We start from the raw sequence: 14,808 nt of genomic DNA on the forward strand, positions 1-14,808 counted from the left end.
TTTTGGAGGAGACAGCAATGAACCAGCCAGTAGCCAATGAACAGAAGGTGATCCGTGTACTGCTTGCGAAGGTCGGACTGGACGGCCACGACCGGGGCGTGAAGATCGTCGCCCGCGCCCTGCGCGACGCCGGCATGGATGTGATCTATTCAGGCTTGCACCGCACGCCCGACGAAGTTGTCGGTGCCGCCATCCAGGAAGACGTGGACATCATCGGCGTCAGCATCCTGTCCGGCGCCCACATGACGGTGTTTCCGAAAATCCTCGACGCTCTCAAGCGTGAGGGGGCCAACGACATCATCGTCACCGGTGGTGGCGTGATACCGGATGATGATTTGCCGAAGCTCGAGGCCATGGGCGTACAGAAGATCCTGCTACAGGACACGCCACCGGATGAGATCGTGAACTCATTCCGGGAACTGGTCGCCGCCCGAGGCGCGCGCTAAAGATCTACCTCGCATCGGTCGCACGCTGACCGTCGCCACGCGACGGATCTGGCGCTATCGGTGACGTACAAGAACAGAAGAGGAGGAGTGGAGATGGAGCAATGGCAGTTTCCGCCCGACTATGACGACAGTTACTTTCCCGGAGCGAACGAGAAATACTGGTTCCGCGAACGGGAAACGATGGATCCGGAGCAACGCAATGCCGCCATCCTGAGTCGCATCCAGGACGTCATGCACTACGCCTGGGAGCATGCACCGTTCTATCGCCGCAAATGGGGCGAGGCGGGTCTCGAGCCCGGCGATATCAAGAGCCTGGAAGACTTCGAGAAAGTCCCGGTGGTCACCAAGCAGGATCTGCGTGCGGCCCAGACAGCGCACCCCCCGTTCGGTGACTACCTGTGCATTCCCGACAGCGAGGTACACCACATTCACGGCACCTCCGGTACCACGGGGCGGCCAACCGCCTTCGGTATTGGACGCCGGGATTGGCGAACCATCTCCAACAACCACGCGCGCATCATGTGGGCCATGGGGCTGCGCCCCGGGGACACGGTGATGGTGTCCGCCATCTTCAGCCTGTACATGGGCTCCTGGGGTGCACTTGCCGGGGCCGAGCGCCTGGGCTGCAAGGCGTTCCCCTTCGGCGCCGGCGCGCCGGGCATGACCAGCCGCGCCATCCAGTGGCTCGGCATTATGCAACCACGGGGGTTCTACTCCACCCCGTCATACGCCTTGCGCATCGCCGAAGTCGCCCGTGAGGAAGGCGTGGACCCGCGCTCCTTCGGTGTTGAGATCATGTTCTTCTCCGGTGAACCGGGGGCGTCCGTACCGGGCATTCGCGACCGCATCGCCGACGAATTCGGCGCCAAGGTGATCGACTGCGGCACGATGGCAGAGATCACCCCCTGGATGAATGCCGGCGGCAGTGCCGAGAGCGAGGGTATGCTGCTCTGGCAGGATATCGTCTACACCGAGGTGGCCGATCCGCAGACCTACAAGCGGGTGCCCTTCGGTGAACAGGGCACGCCGATCTACACCCAGCTCGAGCGCACATCGCAGCCGATGATCCGCCTGGTTTCCGGTGACCTCACCCACTGGGTGGATACACCTTCGCCCTGCGGTCGCACCTATCCCAGCCTGCCCCGGGGTATCTATGGCCGTATCGACGACATGTTCCAGGTCCGCGGCGAGAACGTGTACCCGTCCGAGATCCACGCCGTTCTCAACCAGGTGCAAGGCTACGGCGGTGAGCACCGTATCGTGATCAGCCGTGAAGGCTCCATGGACGAGTTGCTGATTCAGCTCGAACCCACCCGCGAGGCCGCAACCGCGGGCGAGCAGGCCCTGGCCGCCCTGCGCAAGGAGGCGGCGGATTCGCTGAACCGCACTCTTGGTCTCCGGGTGAAGCTGGACCTGGTCGATCCCGGCAGTTTCCCGCGCACCGACTTCAAGGCCCAGCGGGTCATTGACGACCGGGATCTGTTTAGCACCCTGCACAGCCGACTGGGAGAGTGACCGTGGCAGAACGCGTGGCATCAACCGATCTGGTCAAAGACGCAAGAGCCGGCCAGCGACGCGCCATGGCCCGGCTGATCTCCCGTGCCGAAGCCGGAGATGCGGAATGCCGGCCGGCGCTGGCCGAGCTTTATCGCCACACCGGGCGCGCCCATGTGGTGGGCATAACCGGGGTGCCCGGCTCAGGCAAGTCCACCCTGGTACAGAAGCTGGCCCAGGAGATCCGCAAGAGCGGCCGCACGGTGGCGGTGGTGGCCATCGACCCATCCAGCCCCTACTCCGGCGGCTCGATACTCGGCGACCGGGTACGCATGGCGGAGTTGGCCATGGACAGCGGCGCATTCATCCGCAGCATGGCGACCCGGGGCAGCCTGGGTGGCCTCGCCCGGGCCAGCCTGGATGCGGTGGATATTCTCGACGCCGGCGGCTTTGACGTGATCCTGATTGAAACCGTGGGCGTCGGCCAGGATGAGGTGGACGTGGTCAAGGCGGCCCATACCACGGTGGTGGTGTCCGCCCCGGGCCTGGGCGACGACATTCAGGCGATCAAGGCTGGCGTGCTCGAGATCGCGGATATCCATGTGGTCAGCAAGGCAGACCGATCCGACGCGAATCGCACAGTGTCCGAACTCAAGGGGATGCTGATGCTGGATATGACCCCGGGCAGCGGCATCTGGCGTTGCCCGGTCATCCCCACCAGCGCCGAGCAGAGCACCGGTATCACCGATCTGGCCGAGGCGCTGGACCGGCACCGGGACCACCTGGAGAAAAGCGGGGAAATGGAGCAGCGCCGCGCCCAGATCGCCGCCACCCGCACCATCAAGATCGCCGAGGAAATCGTCCGGGAAGATTTCATCCGCCAGCGCGAGTCCCGCATGGCGGAACTGCTCGACAAGGTCACCCGACGGGAAACCGACCCCCATGCGGCGGCGGTGGAACTGTTAACGGCACTCAAAGAGAGAATGAACCATGAGTCAGCGTAAACAATACGACAAGTCAGAGATCGAGCGCATACGCTCGGACAAGGCCGACTGGGAACAGCTGGAACTCAAGGCCTTCACCGACCGCGCCCCGGAAACCCGCAGCGAGTACAAGACCGGTTCCGGGCTGCCGGTGGAGCGGGTCTATACCCCGCTGGACATTGCCGATGACGGTTACGACCAACTCGGCTTCCCGGGACAGTATCCCTTCACCCGCGGCCCGTACCCGACGATGTACCGCGGTCGCAACTGGACCATGCGTCAGATTGCCGGCTTCGGCACCGCCAACGAGACCAACCAGCGTTTCAAGTATTTGCTGGCACAGGGCCAGACCGGGCTGTCCATCGACTTCGACATGCCGACGCTGATGGGCTTCGATTCCGACAACCCCATGAGCGAGGGTGAAGTGGGCCGCGAGGGGGTTGCCATTGACACCCTGGCGGACATGGAGGAGTTGTTCGCCGACATCGACCTGACCAAGATCTCGGTATCCATGACCATCAACCCGTCGGCATGGATTCTATACGCCATGTATATCGCTCTGGCGCAGAAACGGGGCTACGATCTCAACGATCTCTCCGGCACCATCCAGAACGATATCCTCAAGGAATACATTGCCCAGAAGGAGTGGATCTACCCGGTCAGGCCCTCGCTGCGACTGGTCCGCGACTGCATTGCCTATGGCGCCCGCAACATGCGCCGCTACAACCCGATCAATATCTCCGGTTATCACATTTCCGAAGCCGGATCGACGGCCACCCAGGAAGTGGCGTTCACCATGGCCACGACCATCCAGTACGTGGAAGAGGCGCTGAAGGCCGGCGTCACCGTGGATGAGTTCGCACCGAGGCTGTCGTTCTTCTTCGTGAGCCAGGCGGACTTCTTCGAGGAGATCGCCAAGTTCCGCGCCGCCCGTCGCTGCTACGCCCGCATCATGAAGGAGCGCTTCGGTGCGAAGAAGCCGGAATCCTGCCGCCTGCGCTTCCACGCCCAGACGGCGGCCGCCACGCTGACCAAGCCCCAGTACAAGATCAACGTTGTGCGCACGGCCTTCCAGGCGCTCTCCGCGGTTCTCGGCGGCGCCCAGTCGCTGCATACCAACGGCATGGACGAGGCCTTCGCCATACCCACCGAAGAGGCCATGAAGATCGCCCTGCGCACCCAGCAGATCATTGCCCACGAGACCAATGTGGACCAGGTCATCGACCCGATGGGCGGCTCGTATTACGTGGAGAAGCTCACCAACCAGATCGAGGAGGAAGTCTTCAAGACCCTGGACGAGGTTGAAGAGATGGGTGGCTGCATCAAGGCCATCGAGGACGGCTGGTTCCAGCGCGGCATTGCCGATTCCGCCTACGATTTCGCCCTGCGCAAGGCCAGTGGTGAGCGCCCGGTCATCGGCGTCAACTGCTACCGGGAAGAGGACGAAAAGGTGGATATCGAGATCCACCCCCACGATCCCGAAACCGAGCGACGTCAGATCGAGCGACTACATCGGGTGCAGAAAGAGCGTAATAACGCCCGGGTAGACGAGTTGCTGACGGAACTGCAGCGGGTAGCGAACAGTGAATCGGAAAACATCATGCCGGTGACCATCCAGCTGGTAAAGGAAGGCGCATCCATGGGCGAGATCGTGGAAACACTGCGCGAGCTCTGGGGGACGTACCGGGAAACTCCGGTCATATAAAAAGAAGCGTGCAACGCGAGAGGAATTTACGCCGGCTGCATGCCGGCGTTTTTTTACCCGGACCCGGCAACCTGACCCAGTAGCGCTCGCACCTGTTCAAGCGTGTCGGCATCCTGCGGCCCCAGGTCATGGCGCCAGCGGCTGATGCGCGGAAAGCGCACGGCTATGCCCGACTTGTGGCGGCGGGACTCGGCGATGCCTTCGAAGGCGAGCTCGAACACCTGCTCCGGATGGACTGACCGGACCGGCCCGAAACGCTCCACGGTATGGCTGCGAATCCAGCGGTCGAGACGCTCGATCTCCTTGTTATCAAGACCGGAATAGGCCTTGGCCACGGGCACCAGGTCAGCACCATCCCAGACACCGAAGGTGTAGTCGGTGAGCAGGTTGGATCGGCGACCATGACCAGGCTGTGCGTACAGCATCACCGCATCGATGGTGTGGGGTTCTACTTTCCACTTCCACCAGTCACCGCGCACCCGCCCCACCTGGTAGGGCGCCTGCCGCCGCTTGAGAATCAGCCCCTCGGTGCCGAGTTCCCGGGATCGCTCGCGACTTGCAGCGAGTGCGTCCCAGCTGTCCGCGGGCAACGGCTCCGACAGGGCAACCCCGTCACCGGCCTGATCCACCAGTGGGGCCAGCCGCGCACGCCGCCAATCCAGGGTCTGGCTGCGAACGTCGTCCCCGTCGAGCTCCAGCAGATCGTAGGCAAGGAACAGGACCGGTGCCTCACGCAGCACACGGGCCGATGGCTTTAATCGCCCGATGCGATGCTGCAGCACGTTGAACGGCAGGGGGGAGCCATCGCGCCAGGCGAGAATCTCACCATCCAGTACCGTTCCATCCGGCAGCGTGGTGGCGGCCTCCTCGATCTCCGGGAAGCGCCCTTCCATCAGTTCCTCACCCCGGGACCAGATGTAACAGTCACCGGCGCGCCACAGCAGCTGCGCGCGAATACCGTCCCACTTCCATTCGGCCAACCAGTCCCGGCACAGGCCCAGTGTCCCGGGATTGCTCTCCAGCGGCGATGCCAGATAGAAGGGGTAAGGTCGGGAAGCGTCCTCGCCGTGATCCTCCGGGTCCAGCAATGCGCCGAAGAATGCAGGGGTCGGCTCCCAACGGCCCATCAACCGATGGGTGACAACGGCGGTATCGAGCCCGCTGACCCGGGCCAGGGCACGCACCACCAGTCGGCGGGAGACACCCACACGAAAGGCGCCGGTGAGCAGCTTGTTGAGAACAAAACGACTGGCAACAGGAAGTTCCGCCCACCAGCCGGTGACTGCACTGCATCGCTCTTCCGGCGTCATGTGCCGTAACGGACGAATGCGATCCTCCACCCAGCGATGCAGGGGAAGATCGTTCCCTGCGGGCGCATCCAGTTCGTTGTCCACCAGCAAGGCCAGTGTTTCCGCCAGATCACCCACGGAGGCGTAGGTCTCCTCCAGTAGCCAGTCGGGCATGCCGGTAAAAGCCAGCGTCCACTGCCGCAGTTCGGCGGTGGGGACCAGCCGCTTCAATCGACGGCCGGTCAGGAAATAGACCACCCAGGCGGCATCTGCAGGATCAGCAGTCTGGAAGTAGTCCGCCATGGCGGCCACCTTGTCGTTGGTGGCGTTGGTTTCATCCAGGGCCTGATAGAGCGCCGCAAAGCTCTGCATCAGTCGTCAGCCTCGTCACCGAACTCGGTACGCAGGGGCTCCGCCCGTATGCCGACGACTTCATTGAGATACCGCACAAAGACGTCGGTACGGCCGTGGGTGGCAAGCACATGGTCGGCACCGGTCTCGCGAACGGTCTGCAACAGGGACGGCCAGTCGGCGTGATCGGACAGCACAAAGCCGCGATCGTAGCCGCGACGCCGGCGGTTGCCGCGGATACGCATCCAGCCGGAGGCGAAACCGGACGCATGGCGGCGAAAACGACGCATCCAGGGGCTGCCGGCGGCCGACGGAGGTGCCAGCACCAGGGCATTTGACAGATCGGCGCTACGGCCGAGTTCGCTGACAGGCATGGTGGGCAGCATGGCGACGCCGGCCTCCCGATAGGCTTCAACCAGAGGCGTCAGGGCGCCGTGCAGGTAGACGGTGCGGTCGGTATAGCGGCGCAACTCGGCCAGCAGCCGTTGCGCCTTGCCCAGGGCGTAGCAGAACAGCACCGTCGTTCGCCCGCCCTCAGCGTTGTGACGCCACCAATCGTGGATGTCCGCCGCCACCTCGGAAGCCGGTCGCCAGCGATAGATGGGCAGGGCAAACGTGGCCTCGGTGATGAACGTGTCACAAGGCACGACCTCGAAGGGCTGACAGGTGGGGTCGGGATCACGCTTGTAGTCACCCGATGCCACCCAGACCCTGGAGCCCACCTCGACCCGCACCTGGGCGGAGCCCAGCACATGGCCGGCCGGATGCAGGGAGACCCAGGCCTTGCCGAGACGAAAACGGCGGCCGTAATCGACCCCCCTGAGCAGGCTGCCGCGCGCCAGGCGCCGACGCAGCAGGGGCATGCCGTCGTGACTGGCAACGTAAAGATCACTGCCGCTGCGGGCGTGATCCGCATGGGCGTGGGTGATCACCGCCCGGGGCACGCCACGCCAGGGATCGATATGGAAGTCTCCGGCGGCGCAGTAGAGGCCCGCCGGCGAAAGCGTGATCAAGGAGGTCCGACTCATGCAGAGCTTGGTCCCGTCATCGTCGCCCAGGTTCCCCGATTCCACGGGTGCAGGCACGCAACGGTTCATTCCATTGCGTTCTATGGATCAGTTCAATCGTTCTTTTTGTCATCTGTAACCGGAAGTTACCCTGCTTGGCTAGCCTATCGGAGCACCCAACCATGACGCGTATTCGCCAGCATTGCTGCGGCGGCCCCCAGGACGATCAGACTGCGGAAGAAATCCTGGTCAGTCGCGGAGTTGATCGGCGCACCGTGCTGAAAGGCATGGCCGCCCTTGCCGGCCTGGGCCTCGTGCCCGGCGCCGCGACGCTCGCCCAGGCCTCCGGCAGGCGTGTCCGCCTGGCGTTCTGCAGTCAGTTGCTCTGCGTCGTCCCCTACGAGGCCACCCGGGCCGCCGGCTTTTTCGCCGAGGAGGGCCTGGATGTAGAACTGGTCTATACCCGCGGCGGCGGCGCGGCGCTGCAGGCACTCAATGGCGGTGCTGTCGACTACGCCGCGACATCTTTCGATGCGGCGTTAAACGCCTACGCCAATGGTGCCCGCATCACCCGCTTTGCCACAACAGGTCGGCTACCCCTGTTCGCGCTGGCCTCGTCGCCGCGCAATGCCGATGAGATTCAGGACGTGGCTGACCTGCGTGGCAAGACCATTGGCGTCGCCGCACTTGGCACCGCAGATCACGCTCTGGCGCTGTTCCTGCTGAAACAAGCCGGCGTGCCGGCGGACGAAGTCCGTTTCGCCACACTCGGAACCAACCTCTATCACGCCTTGCGGCTTGGCCAGGTGGATGCGGGCATGGTGCAGGAACCCAGCCTCTCCATGCTCACCGAACAGGGTGCCACCATGCTGATGAACGGCATGGATCTGGCCGATGCCGAGCGCTACCTCGGAGGCGCCTACGAATTCATGGGTGTGGCGGTGCGCACTCAGGAAATCGACGAGCGCCGCGAAGAAATGCAGGCCCTGGGGCGTGCACTTCGCAAGGGACTCCTGTTCACCCGGGAAGCCGCCGTGGAAGACCTGGTGGCCGCACTGCCTCAGGAACTGGTTGCCGGCGGCGATATCGACCGGCTCAAGGGCGCCCTGGAGCGCTATCGCGAGTCACTCTATCCCACCGAGGTGAACATCGACCTGGAGGCGGCGGAGCGCGTGGTGCGCTCCCAGATGGATGCAGGAATCCTGGAGCGGCACATCCCGCTTGAAGAAATCATGGATACCACCCTACTGGGCTCCTGATGCTGAAAATCGAACAACTCTCCCTGGCCTTCGGCCGCGACACGCCGGTACTGGAGAACGTGGACCTGGAACTCGCGGCGGGCCGCTTCATGAGCCTGATCGGCCCCTCGGGTTGCGGCAAGAGCACGCTGCTACGCGCTGTCACCGGGCTGCAGAAGCCCAGCGCCGGGCGGGTGCAACTCGACGTCAAGGCGAATGACATCGCGTTTCTGTTTCAGGATGACGCCCTGCTGCCCTGGCGTTCGGCGCGAGACAATGTCGCCCTTGGTCTGCGCAATCGCGGCATGTCCAGGCAGCAGGCCCGGTCAGCTGCGGACGAGTGGCTGTCCGCCGTTGGCCTGGACGGTTTCGGCGACCGTTGGCCCCGCCAGCTCTCCGGCGGTCAGCGCAAGCGTGTCGCCATCGCCCAATGCCTGGCGCTCCGCCCCAAGTTGTTGCTGATGGATGAGCCCTTCGCCTCTCTGGACGCCATCGTCCGGCACTACCTCACCTCGGATCTGCTCAACTGGGTGGAGCGGGAGCAGCTCACCGTGTTGATGGTGACTCACGATCTGGAAGAAGCAATCGCGCTGTCCGACGAGGTGGTCCTGCTCGGAAACGGGCCACGGGCCCACATCAAGGGAAAATTCCAGGTCCCGCTGGAGCGCCCCCGTAACCTGCTTGAGGTACGCGCTGATCCGCGGTTCGGCACGCTGGCCAAGGAACTCTGGGCGGCGCTCTCCGACGAAGTCGCACCACTTACCAGTGGCATCGGGCGTCCGGCGCTCAAGGTGGTGAACCAGTGAACCGCAAGCTCATGGGTGTCTATCTCCGTCGCACCATTGCACTGGTGATCTTCCTGGGCGGCTGGGAGCTGTTGTCACGCAACGGCTTTATCGACCCTTTCTACCTGCCACCCCCTTCCGCAATCTGGGGATGGGTGGCAGGCCAGTTTGCCACCGGCGCTATCTGGCAGCATATGCAGGCCACTTTCGGTGCAGCCCTGATCGGCCTGGCGCTGGGGATCGTCGCCGGCATCTTCCTCGGTTTTTCAGCCGCGCTGATGCCGTATCTGGCGGAACTGCTGGAGCCGGTCATGGCCATGCTGAATGCCATACCAAGGGTGATACTTGCGCCGCTGTTCATCATCTGGCTCGGCATCGACATGAGTTCCAAGGTGGCCCTGTCGTTCATTCTGGTGGTCGTGCTCACATTCTTCGCGGTATACAACGGCATCAAGGACGTGGACCAACGCCTGGTGGAACGGGTGCGCACCCTGGGTGGCGGCCCCCTGGTGCTGGTCCGCGAGGTGTACATTCCGTCGGTGGTGGCCTGGGTCATGGGCAACCTCAAGGTCGCCGTGGGCTTTGCGTTCACCGGTGCAGTTGTGGGTGAGTTCGTCGCCTCCAGCCGTGGCCTCGGGTATCTGCTGTCCTACGCACAAAGCACTTATAACGCCACCATGACCATGGCGCTGATCTTCCTGATCATGGCGTTCGTGATGATCCTGTTCACCCTTGCCGGTGCGCTGGAGCGCCATCTGTTGCGCTGGAAGTACCAGTGAACACCACCACAGGCAGCCCGATGCACTGCTGCGGCGTCGCCATCAAGCCGACAAGTGTCTCGGCCTGTTTCGAGCGCGGGCGAAGCCGTATGCGCCAACCGCTACCGGGGATACCGGGTGAGACGGTAAACGATCACCGCGGCTTGCAAGCGGCCTTTGCCGTACGGGTGGTCGATAATCGTATCCTGGAGATCGGCTTCCGGGCCACAACCTGCATCACCCTGATCGCCTATTGCGAGCGCCTGCGCGAACTGATCCAAGGCAGCCTGCTGGAGGATGCCCGGCGGCTGGATTCGACAGACCTGATCAATGCACTGCCGGGCGTCCCCGCCTACCGGCAGAACACTGCGGTGCTGGCGCTGTTCGCGCTGCGTGCCGCGCTGCTGAGCGCAGAAGGCTCGGCCACCCCCACCGATAACGCAGGAGCAACCGCGTGAAAGTCGCCTACATTTTCGCCACTCAACGCCATAACGTGTCCTATGTACTCGCCAAGATGATCCTGCCGCAGCTCGAGGAGGATCGCCACGGCGTCGAGGTGGTGGGCATGTTCTTCTTCGAAGACAACAACTACGTACTGGTAGACGGAAACCCCATCGGCCAGAGACTGGTGGATGTGGCACGCAATAAAGGTATCGCGCTGATGGGCTGCGACCAGTGCTGCTACGAGCGGGAGATCGCGGATCAGCTGTTTGACGGTGTACCCATCGGCTGCTTCCCGGACCTGTACGGAGCGCTGGCGGGGAACATGCCGGATCAGATCATCACTCTGTGACCAGCGGGCGGAATTAAATGTTGCACTGCGCAAAACAGAATGTTATGTTGCGTTGCAACAGAGCATAAAGGCTCTGATCCCCAGCAGACAGACATAGAGGTTCTAGCCATGTACGACGCAATGTTCAAGAATTTCGGCGCTGATTTCCAGACCGCCTTCGTTCCGATGCAGAAGTTCAACGCGCTGGTGATTGACCAGCTCGCCAAGGTTGCCGAATTCCAGCTGGCCGCCGCCAAGACCTACTCCGAAATGGGCGTTGAGCAGCTCCGCGCTGTCGCCGGCATCCAGGATGCCAAGAGCCTGCAGGCGTTCGTCGAGAGCCAGAACAAGGTTGCCAAGACCCTCAGCGAGAAGCTGAACCAGGACGTCAACACTCTGGCCGGACTGGGCAAGGACTTCACCGCCGAATTGCAGAAGCTGGCGCAGGAAAACGTTTCCGCCGCCAACAAGGCTGCCAAGGCAGCCTGAGCTTCACAGCGGCCCTGAAGCCGCTGCCGACGCTACCCAAGAACCCGGCATCATATTGATGCCGGGTTTTCGCCGTTGCTGCAAACTTGTGACGCAGGACACTGGCAGTAGCCCTTGCGGCAGGATATGCTGACTTGGGGATGAAGCCCCTGCCGGTACCTTGAGGTCACCACTATGATGCATGTGTTCCTTGCTCAGGTAGAGCACGCACTGACGGCGATGAGTCGCAGTCAGATCAACCTGAGCCGGATGTACATGGAGCACGTCACCAGGGTCGGTAGTCTGCAACTCGAAGCATTCAGGCACTGTTTTCAGATGGGCGTTGACCAGGTCCAGGGCATGCAGGCATTCACCTTGCAGGCCGATTTCAGCACAAGACCCGCCCTTCTACCGGTGTTCGCCACCGCCAGCCACGTGGCGCAGCCAAGCGGCGACATGGGGAACATCATCGATTTTGCAGACGCTGCGCGGCGCGCCGAAAGCCGTCTAGGCTGAGGCACCGTTCACCCCAGGGCGGCAGTGACGCTGCCCGGCGGGTCTTCCCCAGCAACCGCAGCACCCGTCGCTAGGATTCTTCGCGATTCTTCCCCGGCACCCAGAGCACGTCGCCGGCGGCATCCTTGTTCACCCATCTGGCCGCGACGAACAGGTAATCCGACAGCCGATTCATGTACTGCAGCGTGAGAGGATTGATGGATTCCTCCTCCGCCAGGGCAGAGATATCCCGCTCGGCGCGCCTTGCCACCGTTCGTCCCAGGTGCAGATAAGCCGCCGCCGACGTTCCTCCTGGCAGAACGAAGGATCGCAATGTTGGCAGATCCTGGTTCATCCGGTCGATGCAGGACTCCAGCCACTGGATCTGCGCCTCGCCTATGCGCAGAGGCGGATACGGTGGATCCTCGATTTCAGGCGTGCACAGATCAGCACCCAGATCGAACAGATCGTTCTGCACACGGGCAAGTTCGCGATCGAGTTCACCGGTGACATGCAAGCGCACCAGACCGACCACTGCATTGGCCTCATCCACCGCGCCATAGGCGCTGACTCGCGGGCCATGCTTGGCAACACGCGTTCCATCACCCAGCCCGGTGGTCCCCTTGTCGCCCGTGCGGGTGTAGATCTTGGTCAGCTTTACCATGGTCAGGCGCTCCGATCGGTGTGAGTCGGCCGGCGGCCGCCATTCATCCGACCAGGCAATTCGGCCATGACCTGGCGGCGCTGATCGACGGGCATCGTGGACCAGCCGGCAATTTCATTCAGTGTACGGCCGCAACCGGTGCAGTGGCGGCGATCATCGTCCATGCGGCAGATGCCGATGCACGGTGACAGAGGATAGGCGTCGGTCATGATGACTCCCGGCTGCGCGGCGCCAGCGCGGCTACCGCCGAATTCAGGCAAGCATTGTCGCGAGCCATCGGCAGAATGGCAAGGCGGTGTGAATACTTCAGCGCTTCCCTAGTCGTTGTCGCGCAGCGCGATATCGAGTTCGGCGGCAATACCGGGCATGGTTTGCATCACCGCCGCCAGACTGCGGGCCTCACCCCGCAACTGCCAATCGAACACCGCACGGAAAGCGAGCAGGCTTTTCACGTAATCCCGGGTTTCGCCGAAAGTGATGTTTTCGATCCACACCGCCGCAGGCAATCCGGCATTGTCGGTTTTCCAGCCTTCAGTGCGGTTGGGGCCCGCGTTGTACGCCGCACCGGCAAGAATCATGTTGCCTTCGAAGCGGGTGAGCATTTCCGCCAGGTACAGGTTCCCAAGCCGTAGATTCTGCGCGGGCGAACGGAGATCATCCGTGGAGGGCGCACCCATGCCGTGCCGTCGCGCCACTTCGCGACCGGTTGCCGGCATGACCTGCATCAGGCCAAGGGCACCGACCCGGGAACGGGCATCGGGGTTGAAGGCGCTTTCCTTGCGAATCAGGGCGAAGACCAGCGCCGGGTCGACACCGGCATGCCGGGCGCCGTCTTCGATGGCATTGCGATAAGCAAGCGGGAAGCGCAACTCGAGATCATCGTGTTGGCCGCCGCGATTGGCGGCGTCCACGGAGCGATCGTACCAGCCCCAGTCACGGGCGAGATGCGCGGCACCAGTCCATGTCTCAGCGTCGGCCCCGGCAAGGGCAGCATGCCATTCACGGCGAGCTTCCGTCGCGTAACCCAGTAGCAGCCACTCCCGCGCCCGCACGACTCCCGGCTTCTGCTGAACCGCAGCAATGACGGCGGCATCCCTGGCTGCGGGGCGATGATTCATCGCATACGGTCGACCCAGTGAATCGGCGGCGAGAAAGCCGTAGTAGTGCCGCTCCGTCGACAGGGTGTCCAGCAGCACCTCGGCCTCGGCCACCTGCCCGACTTCCAGCAAGGCATGCCCGAGCCAGTAGCGCCACTCCGATTGACCACGTTGCTCTTCATCCATGACCTCGATGGCCTGGATGACTTCCGGCCAGTCTTGCCGCCCAACCTTGATCCGTGCAGTCCACTCCAGCACCGACGCATCCCGGGCACCAGACGGCAGGGACTCGAGCAGTTCCCGGCTCTCGGGAGTTCTGGAGTAGGCCGCGCGCAGGGCGATCTGCCGCTGGACGGCTACCGCATCATCAGCGGTAATCCTGCCATCGGCGGTGTAGCGATCAAGCAATCGGCGGGCGGCATCACGGTCGGATCGGGCGAGTCGGTTGAACGCATCCATGACGATGCTGCGACCGCGCTCGGTCGACCCTTCCAGCTGGTCATTGCGCAGCGCCCGTGCCGGGTTGGCAGCAACTTCCAGCCACTGGTCCAGGGCCAGCTGCTGGTCACGCCCCAGACGTGGTCGCAGCGCACGGGCGAGGCCGGTATTGCCGGCAAGCATGCTTTGCTCGATGCGCTGCCAACGCCGTTCGGCGCTCAGGGCACCACGGTCGTAGAGTTCGGCGAAAACCGGATCACAGGCATTGGGCTGAGAGTGGCCAACCGTCCACAGTTCACGAGCGCTCTGCAACCAGGTGTCGTCGATGCCACCGCCGGCGTTTCGCTCGGCACGCAGACGATAGCAGGCCAGCGCGGCTCCACCGCGACCATGGTCAAATTCGAGGAAGGTGGTCCACTCGCCTCGACGACCCAGGCTTGAGAGCCAGCGGTTATGCAACAAGCCACTGACCGGAAGCCCCTCATGGTCATCGAGAAAGCGGCGAACCTCCCGCGGTTCCGCCCGATTGATCCGGTTGTGCAAGTCGCGATAGGCAAGATAGGGGGTCAGCGGGTAGCCTGCCAGGGCGCGTTGCTCAGCCGCCAGGTCGATGGAGCGGCCGGCCTCCAGGCGTTCATAGGCAGCAAGGAAGCGCTGGCGCTGTTCGTCGTTGCCGTCTGCCGCGAGCGTGGAAATGGCACCCCCGAAAAAAAGCAGACCTGCGGACAGGACGGTCAGGATGCAACGGCGCATACGGCGGCTCTCCGCTATTGAATTCGATGCGGCCGGCGACGTCCTTGCAAGCGTCTCGCGGCACC

Annotated in this window: 16 protein-coding genes; 11 read left to right on the plus strand and 5 right to left on the minus strand. The window is 63.3% G+C overall.

Going from position 1 to position 14,808, the window contains the following annotated elements; genetic code table 11:
* Window positions 1–17: 17 nt before the first annotated feature.
* The 4 genes from J2T57_RS10940 (at window position 18) to J2T57_RS10955 (ending at window position 4,628) form a co-directional block, all read left to right on the plus strand.
* Complete coding sequence (locus tag J2T57_RS10940; protein ID WP_253477957.1) at window positions 18–446, plus strand: cobalamin B12-binding domain-containing protein; 429 nt, start codon at window positions 18–20, stop codon at window positions 444–446.
* A 93-nt stretch (window positions 447–539) separates the two neighbouring features.
* Window positions 540–1,961 (plus strand): phenylacetate--CoA ligase family protein, encoded by a 1,422-nt coding sequence (locus J2T57_RS10945; protein WP_253477959.1) that lies wholly within the window; start codon window positions 540–542, stop codon window positions 1,959–1,961.
* Window positions 1,962–1,963: 2 nt separating this feature from the next.
* Window positions 1,964–2,944 carry a methylmalonyl Co-A mutase-associated GTPase MeaB gene (gene meaB / locus J2T57_RS10950; protein ID WP_253477961.1) on the plus strand — a complete coding sequence of 327 codons (981 nt, stop codon included), beginning with the start codon at window positions 1,964–1,966 and terminating at the stop codon, window positions 2,942–2,944.
* On the plus strand, window positions 2,931–4,628 hold the full coding sequence (locus tag J2T57_RS10955) for a methylmalonyl-CoA mutase family protein (protein WP_253477963.1): 1,698 nt from the start codon (window positions 2,931–2,933) through the stop codon (window positions 4,626–4,628). The genes meaB and J2T57_RS10955 overlap by 14 nt, the downstream gene beginning before the upstream one ends.
* 53 nt (window positions 4,629–4,681) lie before the next feature.
* Here J2T57_RS10955 and J2T57_RS10960 read toward each other — a convergent pair whose 3' ends face one another.
* Both J2T57_RS10960 and J2T57_RS10965 read right to left on the minus strand, forming a co-directional pair.
* Entirely contained in the window at window positions 4,682–6,289 is a 1,608-nt protein-coding gene (locus J2T57_RS10960; RefSeq protein WP_253477965.1) for an ATP-dependent DNA ligase, read from the minus strand.
* Window positions 6,289–7,353 carry a ligase-associated DNA damage response exonuclease gene (locus tag J2T57_RS10965; RefSeq protein ID WP_253477967.1) on the minus strand — a complete coding sequence of 355 codons (1,065 nt, stop codon included), beginning with the start codon at window positions 7,351–7,353 and terminating at the stop codon, window positions 6,289–6,291. Before J2T57_RS10965 ends, J2T57_RS10960 begins: the two co-directional genes overlap by 1 nt.
* Window positions 7,354–7,457: 104 nt before the next feature.
* Here J2T57_RS10965 and J2T57_RS10970 point away from each other — a divergent pair, with 104 nt between their 5' ends.
* The 7 genes from J2T57_RS10970 to J2T57_RS11000 all read left to right on the plus strand — a co-directional run bounded on the left by J2T57_RS10970 (window position 7,458) and on the right by J2T57_RS11000 (window position 11,812).
* The gene (locus J2T57_RS10970) at window positions 7,458–8,534 is read left to right on the plus strand and encodes an ABC transporter substrate-binding protein (protein WP_253477969.1); all 1,077 of its coding nucleotides are present in this window, start codon (window positions 7,458–7,460) and stop codon (window positions 8,532–8,534) included.
* On the plus strand, window positions 8,534–9,319 hold the full coding sequence (locus tag J2T57_RS10975) for an ABC transporter ATP-binding protein (RefSeq protein ID WP_253477971.1): 786 nt from the start codon (window positions 8,534–8,536) through the stop codon (window positions 9,317–9,319). Before J2T57_RS10970 ends, J2T57_RS10975 begins: the two co-directional genes overlap by 1 nt.
* A complete protein-coding gene (locus tag J2T57_RS10980; protein ID WP_253477973.1) occupies window positions 9,316–10,077 on the plus strand; it encodes an ABC transporter permease in 762 nt (253 codons plus the stop codon). The genes J2T57_RS10975 and J2T57_RS10980 overlap by 4 nt, the downstream gene beginning before the upstream one ends.
* The gene (locus tag J2T57_RS10985; RefSeq protein ID WP_253477975.1) at window positions 10,074–10,514 is read left to right on the plus strand and encodes an iron-sulfur cluster assembly scaffold protein; all 441 of its coding nucleotides are present in this window, start codon (window positions 10,074–10,076) and stop codon (window positions 10,512–10,514) included. Before J2T57_RS10980 ends, J2T57_RS10985 begins: the two co-directional genes overlap by 4 nt.
* Entirely contained in the window at window positions 10,511–10,849 is a 339-nt protein-coding gene (locus J2T57_RS10990; RefSeq protein WP_253477978.1) for a SaoD/DsrE family protein, read from the plus strand. Before J2T57_RS10985 ends, J2T57_RS10990 begins: the two co-directional genes overlap by 4 nt.
* A 108-nt stretch (window positions 10,850–10,957) precedes the next feature.
* Window positions 10,958–11,317 carry a phasin family protein gene (locus J2T57_RS10995; RefSeq protein ID WP_253477981.1) on the plus strand — a complete coding sequence of 120 codons (360 nt, stop codon included), beginning with the start codon at window positions 10,958–10,960 and terminating at the stop codon, window positions 11,315–11,317.
* A gap of 174 nt (window positions 11,318–11,491) precedes the next feature.
* On the plus strand, window positions 11,492–11,812 hold the full coding sequence (locus tag J2T57_RS11000) for a hypothetical protein (protein WP_253477984.1): 321 nt from the start codon (window positions 11,492–11,494) through the stop codon (window positions 11,810–11,812).
* 70 nt (window positions 11,813–11,882) lie between these two features.
* Here J2T57_RS11000 and J2T57_RS11005 read toward each other — a convergent pair whose 3' ends face one another.
* The 3 genes from J2T57_RS11005 to J2T57_RS11015 form a co-directional block, all read right to left on the minus strand.
* On the minus strand, window positions 11,883–12,455 hold the full coding sequence (locus tag J2T57_RS11005; RefSeq protein ID WP_253477987.1) for a cob(I)yrinic acid a,c-diamide adenosyltransferase: 573 nt from the start codon (window positions 12,453–12,455) through the stop codon (window positions 11,883–11,885).
* 2 nt (window positions 12,456–12,457) lie between these two features.
* Window positions 12,458–12,664, minus strand: coding sequence for a DUF1289 domain-containing protein (locus J2T57_RS11010; protein WP_253477990.1), 207 nt, complete (start codon window positions 12,662–12,664; stop codon window positions 12,458–12,460).
* A 108-nt stretch (window positions 12,665–12,772) separates the two neighbouring features.
* The gene (locus J2T57_RS11015; RefSeq protein WP_253477993.1) at window positions 12,773–14,743 is read right to left on the minus strand and encodes a transglycosylase SLT domain-containing protein; all 1,971 of its coding nucleotides are present in this window, start codon (window positions 14,741–14,743) and stop codon (window positions 12,773–12,775) included.
* Window positions 14,744–14,808: the final 65 nt, after the last annotated feature.

The sequence above is a fragment of the Natronocella acetinitrilica genome (genome assembly GCF_024170285.1).
Taxonomy (GTDB): Bacteria; Pseudomonadota; Gammaproteobacteria; order Nitrococcales; family Aquisalimonadaceae; genus Natronocella; species Natronocella acetinitrilica.

What these genes read in the sequence shown, in the direction of transcription:
- J2T57_RS10940 (WP_253477957.1), top strand. Translation starts at nt 18, where the DNA reads ATGAACCAGCCAGTAGCCAATGAACAGAAGGTGATCCGTGTACTGCTT.
- J2T57_RS10945 (WP_253477959.1), top strand. Translation starts at nt 540, where the DNA reads ATGGAGCAATGGCAGTTTCCGCCCGACTATGACGACAGTTACTTTCCC.
- J2T57_RS10955 (WP_253477963.1), top strand. Translation starts at nt 2,931, where the DNA reads ATGAGTCAGCGTAAACAATACGACAAGTCAGAGATCGAGCGCATACGC.
- J2T57_RS10960 (WP_253477965.1), bottom strand. Translation starts at nt 6,289, where the DNA reads ATGCAGAGCTTTGCGGCGCTCTATCAGGCCCTGGATGAAACCAACGCC.
- J2T57_RS10970 (WP_253477969.1), top strand. Translation starts at nt 7,458, where the DNA reads ATGACGCGTATTCGCCAGCATTGCTGCGGCGGCCCCCAGGACGATCAG.
- J2T57_RS10975 (WP_253477971.1), top strand. Translation starts at nt 8,534, where the DNA reads ATGCTGAAAATCGAACAACTCTCCCTGGCCTTCGGCCGCGACACGCCG.
- J2T57_RS10995 (WP_253477981.1), top strand. Translation starts at nt 10,958, where the DNA reads ATGTACGACGCAATGTTCAAGAATTTCGGCGCTGATTTCCAGACCGCC.
- J2T57_RS11000 (WP_253477984.1), top strand. Translation starts at nt 11,492, where the DNA reads ATGATGCATGTGTTCCTTGCTCAGGTAGAGCACGCACTGACGGCGATG.
- J2T57_RS11005 (WP_253477987.1), bottom strand. Translation starts at nt 12,455, where the DNA reads ATGGTAAAGCTGACCAAGATCTACACCCGCACGGGCGACAAGGGGACC.
- J2T57_RS11010 (WP_253477990.1), bottom strand. Translation starts at nt 12,664, where the DNA reads ATGACCGACGCCTATCCTCTGTCACCGTGCATCGGCATCTGCCGCATG.
- J2T57_RS11015 (WP_253477993.1), bottom strand. Translation starts at nt 14,743, where the DNA reads ATGCGCCGTTGCATCCTGACCGTCCTGTCCGCAGGTCTGCTTTTTTTC.